At 66.6% G+C, this 15919-nt stretch carries 17 protein-coding genes; 8 read left to right on the forward strand and 9 right to left on the reverse strand.

Annotated features, from left to right (window positions below; all coding sequences use genetic code 11):
- Window positions 1-61: 61 nt before the first annotated feature.
- Window positions 62-1219 carry a phosphoserine transaminase gene (locus E7811_RS08735; RefSeq protein ID WP_136394129.1) on the reverse strand — a complete coding sequence of 386 codons (1158 nt, stop codon included), beginning with the start codon at window positions 1217-1219 and terminating at the stop codon, window positions 62-64.
- Between the two features lie 211 nt (window positions 1220-1430).
- On the opposite strand from E7811_RS08735, the gene serB reads away from it, so the two are divergent.
- The 5 genes from serB to E7811_RS08760 all read left to right on the forward strand — a co-directional run bounded on the left by serB (window position 1431) and on the right by E7811_RS08760 (window position 6163).
- Window positions 1431-2306, forward strand: coding sequence for a phosphoserine phosphatase SerB (gene serB, locus E7811_RS08740; RefSeq protein ID WP_136394290.1), 876 nt, complete (start codon window positions 1431-1433; stop codon window positions 2304-2306).
- A 35-nt stretch (window positions 2307-2341) separates the two neighbouring features.
- Window positions 2342-2773, forward strand: a complete 432-nt coding sequence (locus E7811_RS08745; protein ID WP_246020271.1) for a GNAT family N-acetyltransferase — start codon at window positions 2342-2344, stop codon at window positions 2771-2773.
- A gap of 316 nt (window positions 2774-3089) precedes the next feature.
- Entirely contained in the window at window positions 3090-4907 is a 1818-nt protein-coding gene (locus E7811_RS18200; protein ID WP_246020272.1) for a calcium-binding protein, read from the forward strand.
- Window positions 4908-5009: 102 nt separating this feature from the next.
- Window positions 5010-5891, forward strand: coding sequence for an SPFH domain-containing protein (locus E7811_RS08755; protein WP_136394131.1), 882 nt, complete (start codon window positions 5010-5012; stop codon window positions 5889-5891).
- Window positions 5891-6163 carry an NfeD family protein gene (locus tag E7811_RS08760; RefSeq protein ID WP_136394132.1) on the forward strand — a complete coding sequence of 91 codons (273 nt, stop codon included), beginning with the start codon at window positions 5891-5893 and terminating at the stop codon, window positions 6161-6163. The genes E7811_RS08755 and E7811_RS08760 overlap by 1 nt, the downstream gene beginning before the upstream one ends.
- Window positions 6164-6206: 43 nt before the next feature.
- On the opposite strand, the gene pyrF is transcribed toward E7811_RS08760, so the two are convergent.
- Window positions 6207-6911 (reverse strand): orotidine-5'-phosphate decarboxylase, encoded by a 705-nt coding sequence (gene pyrF, locus E7811_RS08765; protein WP_136394133.1) that lies wholly within the window; start codon window positions 6909-6911, stop codon window positions 6207-6209.
- Window positions 6912-7045: 134 nt separating this feature from the next.
- Between pyrF and E7811_RS08770 the strand changes: the two genes are divergently transcribed.
- From E7811_RS08770 to E7811_RS08780, 3 genes are read left to right on the forward strand one after another with little or no spacing between them, the layout of a single operon-like run.
- On the forward strand, window positions 7046-7939 hold the full coding sequence (locus E7811_RS08770; protein WP_136394134.1) for an ROK family protein: 894 nt from the start codon (window positions 7046-7048) through the stop codon (window positions 7937-7939).
- Window positions 7932-8654, forward strand: a complete 723-nt coding sequence (locus tag E7811_RS08775) for a copper homeostasis protein CutC (protein WP_136394135.1) — start codon at window positions 7932-7934, stop codon at window positions 8652-8654. Before E7811_RS08770 ends, E7811_RS08775 begins: the two co-directional genes overlap by 8 nt.
- Before the next feature lie 56 nt (window positions 8655-8710).
- A complete protein-coding gene (locus E7811_RS08780; protein ID WP_136394136.1) occupies window positions 8711-9484 on the forward strand; it encodes a hypothetical protein in 774 nt (257 codons plus the stop codon).
- A gap of 6 nt (window positions 9485-9490) precedes the next feature.
- Here the strand turns inward: E7811_RS08780 and E7811_RS08785 are convergent, their stop codons facing one another.
- Genes E7811_RS08785 through E7811_RS08815 form a run of 7 tightly spaced genes read right to left on the reverse strand, consistent with a single transcriptional unit; the run spans window position 9491 to window position 15912 of the window.
- Window positions 9491-10522 carry an ABC transporter ATP-binding protein gene (locus E7811_RS08785; protein ID WP_136394137.1) on the reverse strand — a complete coding sequence of 344 codons (1032 nt, stop codon included), beginning with the start codon at window positions 10520-10522 and terminating at the stop codon, window positions 9491-9493.
- Complete coding sequence (locus E7811_RS08790) at window positions 10522-11307, reverse strand: ABC transporter permease (protein WP_246020274.1); 786 nt, start codon at window positions 11305-11307, stop codon at window positions 10522-10524. Before E7811_RS08790 ends, E7811_RS08785 begins: the two co-directional genes overlap by 1 nt.
- Complete coding sequence (locus tag E7811_RS08795; protein ID WP_136394138.1) at window positions 11304-12167, reverse strand: ABC transporter permease; 864 nt, start codon at window positions 12165-12167, stop codon at window positions 11304-11306. Before E7811_RS08795 ends, E7811_RS08790 begins: the two co-directional genes overlap by 4 nt.
- 19 nt (window positions 12168-12186) lie before the next feature.
- Window positions 12187-13218 carry an ABC transporter substrate-binding protein gene (locus E7811_RS08800; RefSeq protein WP_136394139.1) on the reverse strand — a complete coding sequence of 344 codons (1032 nt, stop codon included), beginning with the start codon at window positions 13216-13218 and terminating at the stop codon, window positions 12187-12189.
- Window positions 13215-14189 carry a PfkB family carbohydrate kinase gene (locus E7811_RS08805; RefSeq protein WP_136394140.1) on the reverse strand — a complete coding sequence of 325 codons (975 nt, stop codon included), beginning with the start codon at window positions 14187-14189 and terminating at the stop codon, window positions 13215-13217. The genes E7811_RS08800 and E7811_RS08805 overlap by 4 nt, the downstream gene beginning before the upstream one ends.
- On the reverse strand, window positions 14186-15202 hold the full coding sequence (locus E7811_RS08810; protein WP_136394141.1) for an ADP-ribosylglycohydrolase family protein: 1017 nt from the start codon (window positions 15200-15202) through the stop codon (window positions 14186-14188). Before E7811_RS08810 ends, E7811_RS08805 begins: the two co-directional genes overlap by 4 nt.
- The gene (locus E7811_RS08815) at window positions 15202-15912 is read right to left on the reverse strand and encodes a GntR family transcriptional regulator (protein ID WP_246020276.1); all 711 of its coding nucleotides are present in this window, start codon (window positions 15910-15912) and stop codon (window positions 15202-15204) included. The genes E7811_RS08810 and E7811_RS08815 overlap by 1 nt, the downstream gene beginning before the upstream one ends.
- Window positions 15913-15919: the final 7 nt, after the last annotated feature.

Below are 15919 nucleotides of genomic sequence, written 5' to 3' on the forward strand. Positions count from 1 at the left end.
AATGTGGGGAAAGGGGCCCCTGCCCGGCGCGGAGTTTTCCGGGGGCAGAGGCGGAAGGGGATCAGGCTGCAGCGGCCAGCGCAGAGATTTCCTGCCGGAACGCCCAGTCGATCCACGGCATCAGGGCCGCGACGTCGGACTGTTCCACCGTCGAACCGCACCAGATGCGCAGGCCCGGAGGGGCATCGCGATAGGCGCCCACATCCAGCGCCACGCCTGCCTTTTCCAGCCGCTTGGCCACCGCCTTGGCAAAGGCGGCGCCGTCGGTGATGCGCGGATCGGTGAATTTCAGGCAGACGCTGGTCGTCGAGGAGGTGGCCGGGTCTTCGGCCAGGTTCGCGATCCAGTCATGCGCCGCGCAGAACTCCCACACGGTGCGGGCGTTCGCTTCGGCCCGGGCCACGAGCGCGGGCAGGCCGCCGATGGACTTGGCCCAGTTCAGGGCCACCAGGTAATCCTCGACCGCCAGCATCGAGGGCGTGTTGATCGTCTCGCCCAGGAAGATGCCTTCGATCAGCTTGCCGCCCTTGGTCATGCGGAAGATCTTGGGCATGGGCCAGGCGGGGGTATGCGTTTCCAGCCGTTCGACCGCGCGGGGCGACAGGATCAGCATCCCGTGCGCGCCCTCGCCGCCCAGAACCTTCTGCCAGGAGAAGGTCACGACATCGAGCTTGTCCCAGGGCAGGTCCATCGCGAAGGCGGCGCTGGTCGCGTCACAGATCGTGAGGCCGGCGCGATCGGCGGGGATCGCATCGCCATTTGCCACACGCACGCCCGAGGTGGTGCCGTTCCAGGTGAACACCACGTCCTTGTCGAAATCGACGGTCGCCAGGTCGACGATCTGGCCGTAGGGGGCCTTCTTCACCGTGGCGTCCAGCTTCAGTTGTTTCACGGCATCCGTGACCCAGCCTTCGCCGAAGGATTCCCAGGCCAGCATTTCGACCGGGCGCGCGCCCAGAAGGGACCACATCGCCATTTCCACCGCGCCGGTGTCGGAACCGGGGACGATGCCGATCCGGTAGTCGGCGGGAACGTTCAGGATTTCGCGGGTCAGGTCGATCGCCAGCTTCAGCTTGTCCTTGCCCACTGCCGCGCGATGCGACCGGCCAAGCGGCGCGTCGGACAGAAGATCGAGGGAATAGCCGGGGATCTTGGCGCAGGGGCCAGAGGAAAAGCGCGGATTTGCCGGGCGCGCAGCCGGGGCGGTCATGTCAGCCATGGTATCCTTCCAGATAAATGCCCCTCGTTGGGGAGGGGTGTCCCACCGCCGCAAATACGGGGCGGCGCGGGCTGGCACAAGCGGGAAAATCGTCGTAAAGCGCCGCTTGATACGGAAAAAACGACGCACCGCGTCACTATCGGAAACTCTGCCGGAAACTCTGCCGGAAACCTTGCCGGAAACCGTGCTGCCCAACCCTGGATACGCCCTGATGTTCATCGCCACCCTTCTGACCGATCCCGCACGCCCGATCCTTTCGCGCGAAACGGTGGAATCGCTTCGCAATGCCTGGGGTGGGGGCGCGGCGCGCTGGCTTGATCCGGGGGTTGCGGCCGAATTCGATCTGCCCGCCGTGCCGGACAATCGCTGGCAGGTGTGGGAAGGGTTGCAGGCACTGGGCGTCGATCTGGTGGTTCAACCCGCGGAAGGGCGCCGCAAGCGCCTTTTGATCGCCGACATGGACAGCACCATGATCCGTCAGGAATGTATCGACGAACTGGCCGATGAAGCGGGCGTCGGCGCCTATGTGGCGGGTATCACCGCCCGTGCAATGAATGGCGAGCTGGATTTCGAATCGGCGCTGCGGGAACGCGTGGGCCTGTTGAAGGGGCTTCCGGTCGAGGTGATCGACCGGGTGATCCGCGACCGGATCACGCTTATGCCGGGCGGGCGGGAACTGGTGGCGACGATGCGCGCGCGGGGTGGCTATGCGGCGCTGGTGTCGGGCGGGTTCACCGCCTTTACCGCGCGGATCGCGGCGATGCTGGGGTTTGATGAAAACCGCGCGAATACGCTGCTGACGCATGGCGAGACACTTGCAGGCGAGGTGGCCGAGCCGATCCTTGGCAAGCAGGCCAAGCTGGATGCGCTGATCGAGATTTCGGCGCGGCTGGGGATATCCACGCAGGAGGCGATCGCCGTGGGCGACGGCGCGAACGATCTGGCCATGCTGGCCCGTGCCGGTTCCGGGGTGGCGCTGCACGCCAAGCCTTCGGTCGCGGCGCAATGCGACATCCGCATCAACCACGGTGACCTGACGGCGCTTCTGTTCCTGCAGGGCTATGCCCGCGACGAGTTCGCCGCGTGATCGTCCGGGCCGCCATACCCGCCGATGCCGAAGCGATGACCGGTTTGCTGAACCGGATCATCGCCATCGGCGGAACGACTGCCCATCAGGTTCCGAAAAGCCCCGAAACGGTGCGCAAGGACTATATCGACGGGCCGGAGTGTATCACCGCGGTTGTCGCCGAGGGCGCAGGCAGGGTCCTGGGCTGGCAGGCCATCGGCTGGTGGGAGGGTGATGCGCATATCGGCACTTTCGTCGATCCGGGATGTCAGGCAAGGGGCATCGGAGCGGGCCTGTTCGCCCGCACCCTGATCGAGGCGCGGGCCGCCGGGATCGCCACGATCCATGCCAGCATCCGCGCCGACAACGTGCCCGGACTGGCCTATTACGCCCGCATCGGCTTTGTCGATTACGCGTTCGACCCGGATTTCGCCCTGAAGGACGGTCGACGCGTGGGACGGGTATCGCGCCGGTTCGACTTGCGTTAAGGTCCCTTACATCGCGCATCGGCGCGCTGACCGAGGCACGTTTTCCCGAAGGTGTGCGATGCCGCAAGTCGCGGGCAATCTTGCCCTGATGCTGACGGCGGCCGTCTTTCCGGCGCGCCGGATTCCGACCGCGTCCAGCGGATCGCCCCCGCAGCGCCGGCCCTGCGGCTGATCTGGCAGATGGTCTGATGCGTCAGCCCGTCGCATCATCAAGGTCATGAAAAGGCGCCGAATTTGACCTGCTTCAAAGCGGTTTGGCGCAAGTTGTGCCTTGCTTTGATCGCCCCGGAATCAGGGGTGTGAAAACGAGGTTAAGATGCCAGTGAACACGATTCCGCGCACCGGCGACATCCTGATCAATCAGTTGCCGAACAACGCCTATGACGTGCAGTTGACGCAGCTTGCAAACGGCAATGTCGTCGCAACCTGGAACTATGCGAACACGACGTTGGTCGCCGCGCGCCTTTTCACCCGCGACGGGGCCCCGATCGGAGACGAGTTCCGGGTGAATTCGCTTAGCGGGTCGGGGTCGGCCCGTCCTGATATCGCCGCCCTTCCGGACGGCGGCTTTTCGATCACCTACAAGACCAGCGAGAACTTCATCTGGATCGAGCAGTTCAACGCGAACGGCACGCGCAAGATGGCGGGCTACACGGTCAATGCCGATACCAGCCATTACTGGGGCGAATTTCCGTCCATTGCCGCACTTGCCGACGGGCGGACCGTCGTCACCTGGAGCACGAACAACCAGAGCAGCGCCAAGAACGCGGATGGGGACGCCTCGGCCGTCTTTGCCCAGATCATCGGTGCCAATGGCAACAAGATCGGCGGCAATTTCCTTGTGAACACGACCGTGGCCAACTACCAGCTCAATCCCTCGGTCACCGCGTTGCCGAATGGGGGCTTCGTCATCGCCTGGGATACCAAGGCGGTGACGAACAATGGCAATTACGGTGTCTATGCCCAGGTCTATTCGGCGACGGGCGCGCGCGTCGGCGGCGAGATCACGCTCAACACCCATGTCGGGGGGATGCAGGAAGGTGTCAGGATCACCGCTTTGGAAAGCGGCGGCTTTGTCGCGGTCTGGCAATCCTACGGGCAAGGAACCGACAGCGAATGGGGCATCTACGGACAGCGGTTCAGCGCGACCGGAGCCAGGGTCGGGGGCGAATTCCACGTCAATTCCACCACAAGCCGGAACCAGCTTGATCCGGTCGTGACCGCGCTGGAGGACGGAGGATTCCTTGTCGCATGGGAGGCCAATCCGTTCCTGTCTTCCAGCGGGACGTGGCAGGTCCAGATCCTCGGACAGCGATACGCCGCGAATGGCACCCCGATCGGCGGCGAGTTCCGTCTGAACCAGACCGACATCCCCAGTTCGACATCGAACAGGCCCGACGTGATCGGCACGGATGATGGCGGGTTCATGGCTGCGTTCGTTCGTCCCGGCACAGGCGGATACGAGGTCGTGCTGCGCGATTTCACCATTCCGTCGGTCGTGCCTCCACCGCCTCCCACGAATGGCGGGCCGGGCAATGACAATCTGACCGGGACGGCGGGGGCCGATGTGCGTCGCGGCGCTGGCGGGAACGACACGCTGATCGGTCTGGGCGGCAACGACAGCCTGTTTGGCGACACCGGGAACGACCGGCTGGAGGGTGGTCCGGGCGCTGACAAGCTTTGGGGCGGTGGCGGGCGTGACAGTCTTGCCGGTGCGGGCGGGAACGATCGTTTGTCCGGTGGTGCCGCCGCGGACACCCTTGACGGGGGGATCGGCAATGACCGGCTGGCCGGGGATGCCGGGAATGACCTGTTGAAGGGCGGCGGCGGTCGCGATGCCCTGGACGGCGGTCGCGGCGCCGACAGGATGTCAGGCGGGAACGGGGCAGACGACTTTGTCTTTTCCCGTGGCTACGGCCGCGATGTCATCACCGATTTCCGGGTCGCGCAGGATGATGAACTTCGGCTTTCCGCGCGGCTCTGGTCCGGGCGGCTGGACGCCGGGGATGTCGTCGACCGGTTCGGAACGCGGATCGATGGCGATGCGGCGCTCAGATTCGCGAACGGCGATGTCATCATTTTCGACGGTGTGCGATCCCTTGCGGCGATCGAGGACCAGATTGTCATCTTCTGATCGAGACCGGCGGCGCGGCCATCGGGCTTGCGCCGCCTGCCCGCCTGCCCCATGTTGGAAAAACGGTGCCTCTGGCGGCAGGGGGATTGGGGGGGATAGGTCATGCGGCTTGAAGATCTGGTCGGCGGCAATGCGGTTTTCGTCGCTCTGGCGCTGTTCATCATCCTTTGCATCTTTCTGGGCGTGCGGATCGTCCCGCAATCGGAAATGCATGTCGTCGAACGTTTCGGGCGCCTGCGGTCGGTGCTGGGGCCGGGGCTGAACTTCGTGGTGCCGTTCCTTGACCGGATCGCGCATCGAATCTCGATCCTCGAACGCCAGCTTCCCAATGCCAGCCAAGACGCGATCACCGCCGACAACGTGCTGGTGAAGGTGGAAACGAGCGTGTTCTACAGGATCACGGAACCGGAAAAGACCGTCTACCGGATCCGCGACATCGACGGGGCCATCGCCACGACCGTGGCCGGGATCGTGCGTTCGGAAATCGGCAAGCTGGAACTGGATCAGGTGCAGTCGAACCGTGCCGAGCTGATCCAGAAGGTGCGCGAGGCGGTGGCGCTGATGGTTGACGATTGGGGGGTCGAGGTGACGCGGGCCGAGATCCTGGACGTCAACCTGGATGAGGCGACGCGCGCCGCGATGCTTCAGCAGCTGAATGCGGAACGCGCGCGACGGGCCCTTGTGACCGAAGCCGAAGGCAAGCGCCGTGCCGTGGAACTGGCGGCAGATGCCGATCTGTACGCCGCCGAACAAGAGGCCAAGGCCCGCCGCGTGCTGGCCGATGCCGAGGCCTATTCGACCGGCGTGATCGCCGCCGCAATCAAGGAAAACGGACTTGAGGCGGCGCAATATCAGGTGGCGTTGAAACAGGTCGAGGCGCTTTCGACCGTGGGGCAGGGCCAGGGCAAGCAGACCATCATCCTGCCCGCCAATGTCCTTGAAGCCTTCGGAGATGCCTTCAAGATGTTGAAAGGACGGCTTTGATGATCTGGTCGACCTGGTGGGCCTGGGTGGTGGGCGGCGTGCTTGTCGGCGTGGTCGAGGTCCTGCTGCCGGGATATATCTTTCTGGGTTTCGCGATGGGGGCGGTGGCCGTTGGCCTGCTGATCCTGATCGGCGTCCTGGGTGGAAACCTTCCGCTGATGCTGCTGGTCTTTGCCGTCCTGTCGCTGGCGGCATGGGCGGCGCTGCGCGCCGTCTTTCCCTACCAGAGCGGCGAGGTCCGCGTGGTCAAGCGCGACATCAACAAGAACTGATCCGCACCGGAAAACGCAGGGGCCGGCCGTTCCGCCCCTTGGGTCAGATCGTGGCCAGTTCGGTGACGATCGCCTGCGCCGCCGCGCGCGGATCGGGCGCGGCCCAGACCGGGCGGCCCACCACGATGTGATCTGCCCCGTCCCGGATCGCCTGCGCGGGCGTCGCCACGCGCTTCTGGTCGCCCAGGGCCGCACCGACCGGGCGCACGCCGGGCGTGACGATCAGGCGGCCCTTGGCCACCGGCAGGGCGCGGATCATCGCCGCTTCCTGCGGGCTGGCGATCACGCCGTCGGCCCCGGCTTCCAGCGCGCGCTGCGCGCGTTCCAGAGTGATCTCGTGGATGTCGCCGGGCTTGATCAGGTTCGCGTCAAGATCGGCGCGGTCCAGCGAGGTCAGGACCGTGACCGCAAGGATCTTCAGCCCGGTGCCACGCTTGCCCTCGCCCGCCGCGCGCACCACCTGCGGGTCGCCATGCACGGTCAGGAAGTCGAGGTCGTATTGCGCGATGCCGCGCACCGCGGCCTCGACCGTGGCGCCGATGTCGAAGAACTTCATGTCCAGAAAGATGCGCTTGCCGTGTTCCTGTTTCAGTTCGTTGGCAAGGGCAAGGCCACCCCCGGTCAGCATGCCAAGCCCGATCTTGTAGAAGCTGACGGCATCCCCGATCCGCTCTGCCAGATCCAGCCCCTGGACCACGTTCGGCACATCAAGTGCAACGATCAGCCTGTCATCCGCCGTCATGGTCATGGCACGTCCTTTCCGCTGGGGTCCGCCCCTTTGCCCCCGGCGGGTGGCAGGTGTCAAGCGGGGGCTATCCTGCCGCGGGGCCTTGCTGCTAGGACAGGGCGGAACGATGCGGAGCGGGCGGGGAACAGGCGGGCATGATCGGGGTCTTCGATATCGGCGGGTCGCGGGTCAAGGCGGCGGTGTCTGCCCGGACTGGCGCGCTGGAACCTCTAGGCGCGGTCGACACGCCGGGTGCGTCCTTCCCGGCCTTCGCCCAGGCGCTGCGCAGCCTGCTTCCGCCCGGTGCGGAACGTGTCGCGGTTTCGATCGCGGGCTGCGTCGATCCGGACAGCGGCGTGATGCGCTGCGCCAACATCCCCTGCGTCGACGGGATCATGCTGGCCGATGACTTGCAGCGCGCGCTGGATCTGCCGGTGACGGTCGTCAACGACGCGGATGCCTTCGCGCTCGCCGAGGCAGGAAGCGGCGCGGGCGCAGGCCACCGGACCGTGTTCGGCGTGATCCTTGGCACAGGTGTGGGCGGCGGTCTGGTGATCGACGGCCGGCTTGTCACCGGGCCCGGCGGCTTCGCGGGCGAATGGGGGCACGGCCCGGTGATGAACCGCCATGTCAGGGGGCACGACCTACCGGTCTTTGCCTGCGGCTGCGGGTTGGACGGCTGCCTTGACCCGGTCGGCGGTGCGCGGGGGCTGGAACGCCTGCACGAGACGCTGCACAACCGCGCCCGACCGTCGCGCGGGATCGAGGATGACTGGCAGGCCGGCGACCCGGAAGCGACCGAAACCGTTGCCGTATGGGCCGACCTTCTGGCCGCGCCGCTGGCGATGATCGTCAACACCGTGGGGGCGACGGTGGTGCCGGTGGGCGGGGGTCTGGGCAAGTCGGAAGCCCTTGTGGCCACGCTTGATGCCGCCGTGCGCGGGCTCACGCTTTACCGCCACAAGGCCCCGCTTCTGGTGCAGGCGCATCACCGGGTGGAGCCGGGGTTGATCGGGGCGGCGCATGCGGGGTGGCAGGCGCATGGCTGACATCCTGATCGAGATCTGCGTGGACGATGGCGAGGGGCTTGAACAGGCGCTGACCGGCGGTGCTGACCGGATCGAGCTTTGCGCGGCGCTGGCCCTGGGCGGGCTGACGCCTTCGGCGGGGTTCATGGCCCATGCGGCGCGAAGGTCGCCGGTTCCCGTTCATGCGATGATCCGCCCCCGCGCAGGGGATTTCGTTTTTGATGCGGGCGAGGTCCGGCAGATGGAGGCCGACATCGGCCATGCCCGTGCCGCGGGTCTTGCGGGCGTGGTTCTTGGTGCCAGCCGGCCGGACGGGCGGCTTGATGCGGCCATCCTGCGCAGGCTGATCGGGGCCGCGGCGGGCATGGATCTGACATTGCACCGCGCTTTCGATCTGACGCCGGACAGGGGCGAGGCGCTGGAACTGGCGATCGACCTGGGGTTTGACCGTGTCCTGACCTCGGGCGGTGCACGGACCGCGATCGACGGCGCCGGCGCAATCGCGGACCTGATCGGACAGGCGCGCGGACGGATCGCGATCATGCCCGGATCGGGGATCACCGCGGCGACCGTGTTGGCCCTGCGCCACCTGCCGCTGACCGCGGTTCATGCCTCTTGCGCGGAACAGGTTCCCGTGGCCGGGCGCGTGGTCGATCTGGGCTTTGCCGGACCGGGCGGGATGCGGCGCACGTCGGCGGCGGCAGTGCGCGCGCTGCGGGCGGCGCTGGCGGATTGACAGGGCGGGGGCTGCGGCCGATTCTGCCCCGATGGATAACGAGCGAGGCGGTAGCGATGCAGATCAACCTTTCCTTCGAGCGCCCCGAGGATGGCCCTGGTTCGGGACCGATCCAGGTTGGCTGGTTCCTGACCAGCGACAAGGGCGCAGTTCTGTATGACCCGCCCGAACGCGTGACGTTTCGCCAGACCAACCGCGCCCATGCCAAATCCGCCAGCCGCTGCCCCGGCGTGATCCAGCTGGAAAGCCGGTATTTCATGGTGAAATGTCCCTTCGACATCCACATCGGTTTTGGCCGCGACGACAAGGGCAAGGCGCATCTGGTCAACCGCGCGGGCACCGCAAGCCCGATCCGGGGCAACAAGCTGGGCGAGGTGCTGACCCTCGTGAACGAGACCGAATGGCGGTACCCTGACCGCCCGACGATCCAGATGGTGCTGCCCTACTGCTTCATCGCCGACGAAACCGTCTATGTGACCCAGCTTTCCGCCTTCATGCATTACCGCAAGGACCCGCTGCCCGGCACGATCTTCGGCGGGCGCTTTCCGTTGAACATCTGGCCGCGCCCGCTGATGTGGGCCTTCGAATGGCACGAACCGGAAAAGGACATCGTGCTGAAGCGCGGCGAGCCCCTGTTCTATTGCCAGTTCGAAGGGATGGACCCGTCGCGACCGGTGCAGGTGATCGAGGCGGAACGGACGCCCGAGTTGCAGAAATACCTCGAACAGATCGGTGGCGTGGTGAACTACGTCAACCAGACCTTCGGCCTGTTCAAGGCGGCCGAGGCGTTGCGCCCTGCCCGGCTTCTGACCCCGAAGGACAGGGGATAGCCCGGTTCAACCCTCTGACAGCGGGATCATGTCGGCGCTGTCCCATGACAGCCAGACATCGCCCTGCGCCGGCAGGCCTGCAAAGTCCTGATCGCGCCCGATCGCCTTGAGCGGGTTGCCGCGCCAGTCCAGCACGCAGGTTCCCATCGCGCCGGCGAAGATGCGCTGGCGCAGGCGGGCGCGCAGGCGGATCGGTGCGGCCGGTTCGTCGAGCGTGATGCGCAGGTCTTCGGCGCGCACCGCGATGGTGGCCGTTGGTGCGCCGGGGATCAGCGTGCCATCGGCCAGCCGCAGGCCGCCGGGTTCGGGCGTGCCGGAAAACAGGTTCGCCTCGCCCAGGAACTGCGCAGTGAAGGGATCGCGCGGGTTGTCATAGACCTCGCGCGGGGGGCCGTGGCGGACAAGGCGGCCATCCCTCAGGATGCCGATCTGGTCGGACAGGGTCAGCGCCTCTTCCTGGTCGTGGGTGACGAAGATGGTGGTGATCCCGACCTCGCGCTGGATGCGCTTCAGTTCGATCTGCATTTCCACCCGCAAGGACTTGTCCAGCGCCGAAAGCGGTTCATCCAGCAGAAGGACGCGCGGGCGGGTCACGATGGCACGTGCCATCGCCACGCGCTGCCGCTGCCCGCCTGACAATTCGTGCGGCTTGCGGTCGCCCAGTTCGCCCAGTTGCACAAGATCCAGAACCTCGGCCACGCGGCGCTTGCGTTCGGCTGCGGGCACCTTGCGCACCTCAAGCCCGAAGCCGACGTTTCCCGCAACGGTCATGTTGGGGAAAAGGGCGTAGTTCTGGAACACCATCCCGATCTCTCGCGCCTCTACCGGCACGTTCTCGACCGGCGCATCGTCGATGAAGACGCGCCCGCTGTCGGGAATGACAAAACCTGCGATCGCACGCAGAAGCGTGGTCTTGCCCGATCCGGACGGGCCGAGAAGGCCGAAGAACCCGCCATCGGGGAAGGTCAGGGTGATGTCGTCCAGCGCCCGCGTCGCGCCATAGGTCTTGACCAGCCCTTCGGTCCTTACCACCGCCATCAGCGTTCGCCTCCGAATTTCGCGTATCTTGCGGCAACCAGCATGATCGCCATCGACAGCCCGATGATGATGGTCGAGATCGCATTGATCTCGGGTGTGAAACCCTTGCGGATCGCGGTGTAGATCAGGACGGGCAGCGTCGTGTCGCCGGGTTCGGACAGGAAGTAGGACACGACGAACTGATCGAAACTGACGGCAAAGGCAAACAGCGCCCCGGCCACGATGCCCGGCAGGATCCACGGCACCGTCACGCGCATCGTCACGGTGAAGGGACCCGCGCCCAGTGACCGCGCCGCCTCTTCCAGCGTGCGGTCGAAGGTCGACAGGCGCGCGGTGACGACGACGATCACATAGGGCAGTGCCAGCGCCACATGCCCCACGATGACCGACGGTGTGCCGCGCCCCACGCCGATGCCGAAGAAGAAGATCAACATCGCGGTCCCGGTGATCAGCCACGGGATCGCGATCGGCGGGAACAGAAGCACCTGAAGGATGCGCTTGCCCGGTATGTCATAGCGGAAAAGCGCGATGGAGGCCGCCGTACCCGCCGCCGTGGCCAGGACCGTGACGACGACCGCGATCCAGACCGAACGCCAGGCGGCGGTCAGGATCTCGTCGTTCCGCCACAGCCGTTCGTACCATTCGGTCGAGAAGCGGAAGGGAAGCTGGTAGAACTCGGACGCGTTGAAGGACATCGCGGCCATCGCCAGAATCGGCGCGTAGAGGAAGAACAGGATCAGCCCCAGATAGATCCGGCCCAGACGCGCAAGAAAGCGGTTCGTCACAGCGTGGCCCTCCGGATCGCGGGGCTGGCGAGGGCAAGGATCCCCAGCACGACGGCCAGCAGGATGAACGACAAGGCCGCCCCCAGGGGCCAGTTGAACACCGCCACGAACTGATCCTCGATCACCGTTCCGTAATAGGTGCCGCGCCGGCCGCCCAGGATGCGGGGTTCCATGAAGGACCCGACCACCGGCACGAAGATGAGAACCGCGCCCGCGATGATCCCCGGCGCGGCCAGCGGCAGGATCAGGCGCCTGAGGATCGTGCGGCGGCGCGCGCCAAGCGACCGTGCGGCCTCGATCAGGCTGTCGTCGATCGCCTGAAGCGCCAGATAAGAGGTGAGGATCACATAAGGAAGGTAGGAATGGACCAGGCCGATGACGATGGCCGTCGGGCTGAACATCAGGTTCAGCCGCACATCCCAGGGCAGGATGGCATCGACCGTTGACCCGAGAATGCCGTTGCCGCGCAGGACGATGGCCCAGGAAAAGATCCGGACCAGCGAATTGGACCAGAACGGCAGGATCACCAGCAGAAACAGCGCCTCGCGCGAACGTCCCCGGACGACCTTCGCCAGCACATAGGCACAGGGAAAACCGATCAGCACCGAAAGGGCGGTGACGATCAGGCCAAGCTTGACCGACTTCCACAGCAAGGTGGCATAGGTCGGGGTTTCCAGGAACGCCCGGTAATTGTCGAGCGTGAACTGCCAGTCGCGCCCGCCGAAGGGCACGTCGGACAGGAAGCTGAAAAATGCCATGGCCGAAAGCGGCAGGAAGACCGCCGCCATCAGCCACAGATAGGCCGGGGAAAGCAGCGCCAGCGCGCGCAGCCTGTCGGTTCGTGCAAGGCTTCCGCTCATGCCGCCTTCCCCGCGCCCGTCACTGTGCCGCCTTCAGATCCTGCCACAGCTTCAGGTAGGTTTCCCGGTCGGCATCCGACACGGGCTTCATGAACTGCACCTTGGCCACGACTGCCGGATCGCCCAGAACCGCACGGTTGAAGCTGGTTTCCGGCAACGCCGCCGCGGCCTTGGTGTTCGACGTGGCGGGGGCGCCTTCGGTATCCCAGCGGACGTAGAATTCGGGATCGACCATCCAGTCGATGAAGGCATGGGCCGCGTCCATCTTGGTGGAACTGGCCGGAATCGACAGCCCGTCCAGCCATCCCAGAGCGCCTTCCTCGGGGACGATGAAGGTGATCGGCAGGCCGTTCGCGATCGACCGTGCGGCCGACCCCGACCAGTAGGTCGCCACGACGAAATCGCCGGCGGCCATGAACTGGTTCCAGTCGTTCTCGGAACTCCAGAAGGTCGTGACCTGGGGCATCAGTTCGGTCAGCCTGGCCTTGACCGCCTCAAGATCGGTGATCTGGTTCAGATTCTGCCCGGTGGCCATAGCGGCGAATTGGACCGCTTCCAGCCCGTCGTCACGGATCGAAACGCGCCCCTTCAGCGCCGGGTCCCACAAGACCGAAAGCGAGGTGGGCAGTTCCGGGAAATCGGCGGTGTTCACCGCGATCGAGGTGAGGCCCCATGTCCAGGGCACGCCATGCAGCGCGCCTGCCGGGTTGAGATCCTCGTTGCCCACCAGCGCCGGGTCGAGATCGGCGAAATTGCCGATCTTGCTGCTGTCGATCGGGGCGATCAGACCTTCGGACTGCGCCTGCGCGGTATAGGCCGCGTTGATCAGAACCACGTCATAGGCGCCGGGATTGGTGCGCAGCTTGGTCAGCATCTCCTGTTCCGAGGTGAAGTATTCATGCACCACGGTGTGACCAGTCTTTTCGGTGAAGGCGGCGATGGCCCAGTCAAGGTCGGTGCCATAGCCTTGCCAGTTCAGCACGCGGATCTCGTCCGCGGCTGCGGCCTGTGAGGCCATCACAAGGGCGGATGTCAGCAGAAATCTTTTCATGGTTTCCTCCATTCATGTCGGGCGGGTTTGTCGGTTCCGGCGGGTGCGCGGCCTTCGCGCATGGCCGCAAGAACCGTAGGCAGGTCAGGGGACGTGGACGGCCCTTCTTGTGTTGTGGAAAGCGCGGCGCAGACATTGGCGATCTCTGCCGCGCGCAGGGGTGGTTCGCCCCGGATCAGCATGGCGATGAAGGCGCCCGTATGGGCGTCTCCCGCGCCGTTCGTGTCGACCGGGGTCACGGGATGGCCCGGCAGGTGGCGCGCGCCGCCGCCGTCGACTAGCGCGATGAAGCATCCGTTCGCGCCGTCACGCAGGATCGCACCGCCGCCGGTCGGGCGTTCGCGTGCCAGCGCGGCGGCAATGGCGGACGGGTCCGCAAGACCGGTCAGGAACGCGCCCTCGGCCCGGTTCGCCGTGATCCAGAGCGCCGCGCCCAGGGCCGCCTTTCGCGCGGGCGCGGGCAGTTCCGCGATGATCGGGCAAGGATCGAAGACAAGCCGCGGCGGGCGCGATTCCAGCCAGCGTACAAGCGCGTCGCGGCTGCCCGGATAATGCAGGGCATAGCCCGACATGAGCAGCCAGTCCCGCGGGCCGGGGCGGATCAGGGCAAGATCGGAATCGCCAACCTGCCCGTCGGCCCCGGATACCGCGATGAAGGTGCGTTCGCCCGCGCGGTCGATCAGAACGGTGCAGATGCCCTGATCGGCGGCGGGCAGGCGCGGGCGCAGCGCGGCGATCCCTTCGCGGTCCAGCGCGGCGGCGGCCAGATTGGCCAGCGGCCCGGTGCCAAGCGATCCGCCATAGGCGACGGTCGCCCCCATCCGGCGGGCTGCGACCATCGCGTTGAACCCGCCCCCTGCGGCAAGCTCCGCGCCGCGCACGATGGCCTCGGTCCCCGGTGCGGGCACGGCCTCGACCCTGTAGATCAGGTCGATGATCACCCCCGATATCTGAATCAGACGGGCGGTCATCCGGCGCCTCCTTTCCCGCGCCCGTCGCGCAGGTCCAGAAGGCCCCGTGCCACAGGCGCAAGGTCCAGATGGTTGGTTTCCATGACTTGCTTCCGCTTTTCGGCGGGAAATCCGGCAAGACCGGCGCAGGCCCCGGCCATCGCGCAGGCGATGGCGCCGATGGTGTCGGTGTCGTCGCCGATGTTCGCGGCGATCACCGCCGTCTGCCAGGGGTCCGCGCCCGCCAGGCGAACCACGCCAAAGGCGCAGGCGACCGAATCCCGGCTGGCCACCGATGTGCCGATGGTTCCGGCAAGCGATGCCTCGTTCCCCGTGCGTGCCAGATGCAGCGCCTGTTCGATGCGCCCGGCCATGTCGCCTTCGCCCACGGCGGCGCCATGCGTTGCGCCAAGGCGGGCGGCGGCAAGGGCGCCGGGCAGGCCGGTTTCGAAATCCGCCCCGTCGATGCCCTGGCTGATGACCATTGCCACGGCGGCGGCGGCGGCGATGGCCTCGCGCGTGTTGTGGGTGACAAGGCAGGCCCTGGCCACGCTGGCGCAGAGGGCGGCGACGTCATCGGCGGGGGTGGCGATGGCCACCGGCGCGATCCGCATCGCCGCGCCGTTGGTGGTGCCTTGCCGTCCGGTTTCGGTGGCGGGCACGCCCGACAGAAGCGATTCGAGCGCGCGCTTCGACGAAGGCCCCAGAAGGTCGCGCAGGCCGCGTGCGCGCACGTCGCGTTCCCAGCCGATCAGCGCATTGGCCCAGGCGCGGTGATCCAGCGTTCCGCCGTCGCGGATCAGCAGGTCGGCCAGAAGCAGCGTCTGTTCGGTGTCGTCGGTGACCATGCCCGCCCCAAGGCCGTGCGACACGGGGTGATCGGGGCAGGGCGCGACGAAATCCGTGATCCGGCCATAGATGGCGGTGATCCGGTCGCGCGGGAAGGTCTGCGCGGGCATCCCAAGCGCGTCGCCGATGGCCACGCCCATCAGGGCCCCCAACGCACGATCCAGCCTGTCCGCCGCGCGATCCATCAGAAATCTATCCTCAGCCCGAAGCGCGCGGGGTCGAGGATGCTTTCGACATATTCAAGCACCTCCTCTCCGGCGGCTTTCGTCACCCTTTCCAGCCGCAGCATCGGCGCGCCCGGCTGGCGGCCCATGATGGTGGCATCGACCTGCGTCAGGGCCGGAACCACGCCGACGATTTCCTGCCCGCTGGCGGTCGCAAGACCCATGTCCGCAAGGGTGGCGGACAAGGACCCGTCGCGCAGGCCATCGGTCAGGACCGGCGCGAAACTGTCGCGCCACGGCAGGCGGCTGCGTTCCAGCGATATCCCCTGCGCCGACTTGCGGCACCAGCGCAGCCGGTCGATCCGCAGATAGGTTCCGGGCGACCCGAGCCGGGCATCGGCGCGCGGGCTTGACCCTTTCGAGATGCCCAGAAGCCGGGTTTCGACCGCCCCTTCGCCATGCGAAAGCGCAACCGTCCAGCCCCGGCTCGAATCGATCGTCGTGCCATCATAGGTGACGAAGGATCCGATCCCGGTGCGCGTGGTGATCAGCCCCTGTCGCGACAGCATTTCGAGGCCGCGGCGCACCGTGTTGCGGCTGACCGCAAAGCGGCGCATCAGCGCGCCTTCGCTTTCCAGCTGGTCGCCATGGCCGAACCGCCCCGCCCGGATGTCGCGTTCCAGCGTCCGGGCCACGACCTCGGCCTTTGCCATGCCAATCCGGTCCGACACGCGGCAG

Source organism: Aliigemmobacter aestuarii (assembly GCF_004799285.1).
In the GTDB taxonomy this organism is placed as follows: domain Bacteria; phylum Pseudomonadota; class Alphaproteobacteria; order Rhodobacterales; family Rhodobacteraceae; genus Aliigemmobacter; species Aliigemmobacter aestuarii.

Coding starts and splice junctions, on each gene's coding strand:
- E7811_RS08735 (WP_136394129.1), bottom strand. CDS start 1,219: ATGGCTGACATGACCGCCCCGGCTGCGCGCCCGGCAAATCCGCGCTTT.
- serB (WP_136394290.1), top strand. CDS start 1,431: ATGTTCATCGCCACCCTTCTGACCGATCCCGCACGCCCGATCCTTTCG.
- E7811_RS08745 (WP_246020271.1), top strand. CDS start 2,342: ATGACCGGTTTGCTGAACCGGATCATCGCCATCGGCGGAACGACTGCC.
- E7811_RS18200 (WP_246020272.1), top strand. CDS start 3,090: ATGCCAGTGAACACGATTCCGCGCACCGGCGACATCCTGATCAATCAG.
- E7811_RS08755 (WP_136394131.1), top strand. CDS start 5,010: ATGCGGCTTGAAGATCTGGTCGGCGGCAATGCGGTTTTCGTCGCTCTG.
- E7811_RS08760 (WP_136394132.1), top strand. CDS start 5,891: ATGATCTGGTCGACCTGGTGGGCCTGGGTGGTGGGCGGCGTGCTTGTC.
- pyrF (WP_136394133.1), bottom strand. CDS start 6,911: ATGACCATGACGGCGGATGACAGGCTGATCGTTGCACTTGATGTGCCG.
- E7811_RS08770 (WP_136394134.1), top strand. CDS start 7,046: ATGATCGGGGTCTTCGATATCGGCGGGTCGCGGGTCAAGGCGGCGGTG.
- E7811_RS08775 (WP_136394135.1), top strand. CDS start 7,932: ATGGCTGACATCCTGATCGAGATCTGCGTGGACGATGGCGAGGGGCTT.
- E7811_RS08780 (WP_136394136.1), top strand. CDS start 8,711: ATGCAGATCAACCTTTCCTTCGAGCGCCCCGAGGATGGCCCTGGTTCG.
- E7811_RS08785 (WP_136394137.1), bottom strand. CDS start 10,522: ATGGCGGTGGTAAGGACCGAAGGGCTGGTCAAGACCTATGGCGCGACG.
- E7811_RS08795 (WP_136394138.1), bottom strand. CDS start 12,167: ATGAGCGGAAGCCTTGCACGAACCGACAGGCTGCGCGCGCTGGCGCTG.
- E7811_RS08800 (WP_136394139.1), bottom strand. CDS start 13,218: ATGAAAAGATTTCTGCTGACATCCGCCCTTGTGATGGCCTCACAGGCC.
- E7811_RS08805 (WP_136394140.1), bottom strand. CDS start 14,189: ATGACCGCCCGTCTGATTCAGATATCGGGGGTGATCATCGACCTGATC.
- E7811_RS08810 (WP_136394141.1), bottom strand. CDS start 15,202: ATGGATCGCGCGGCGGACAGGCTGGATCGTGCGTTGGGGGCCCTGATG.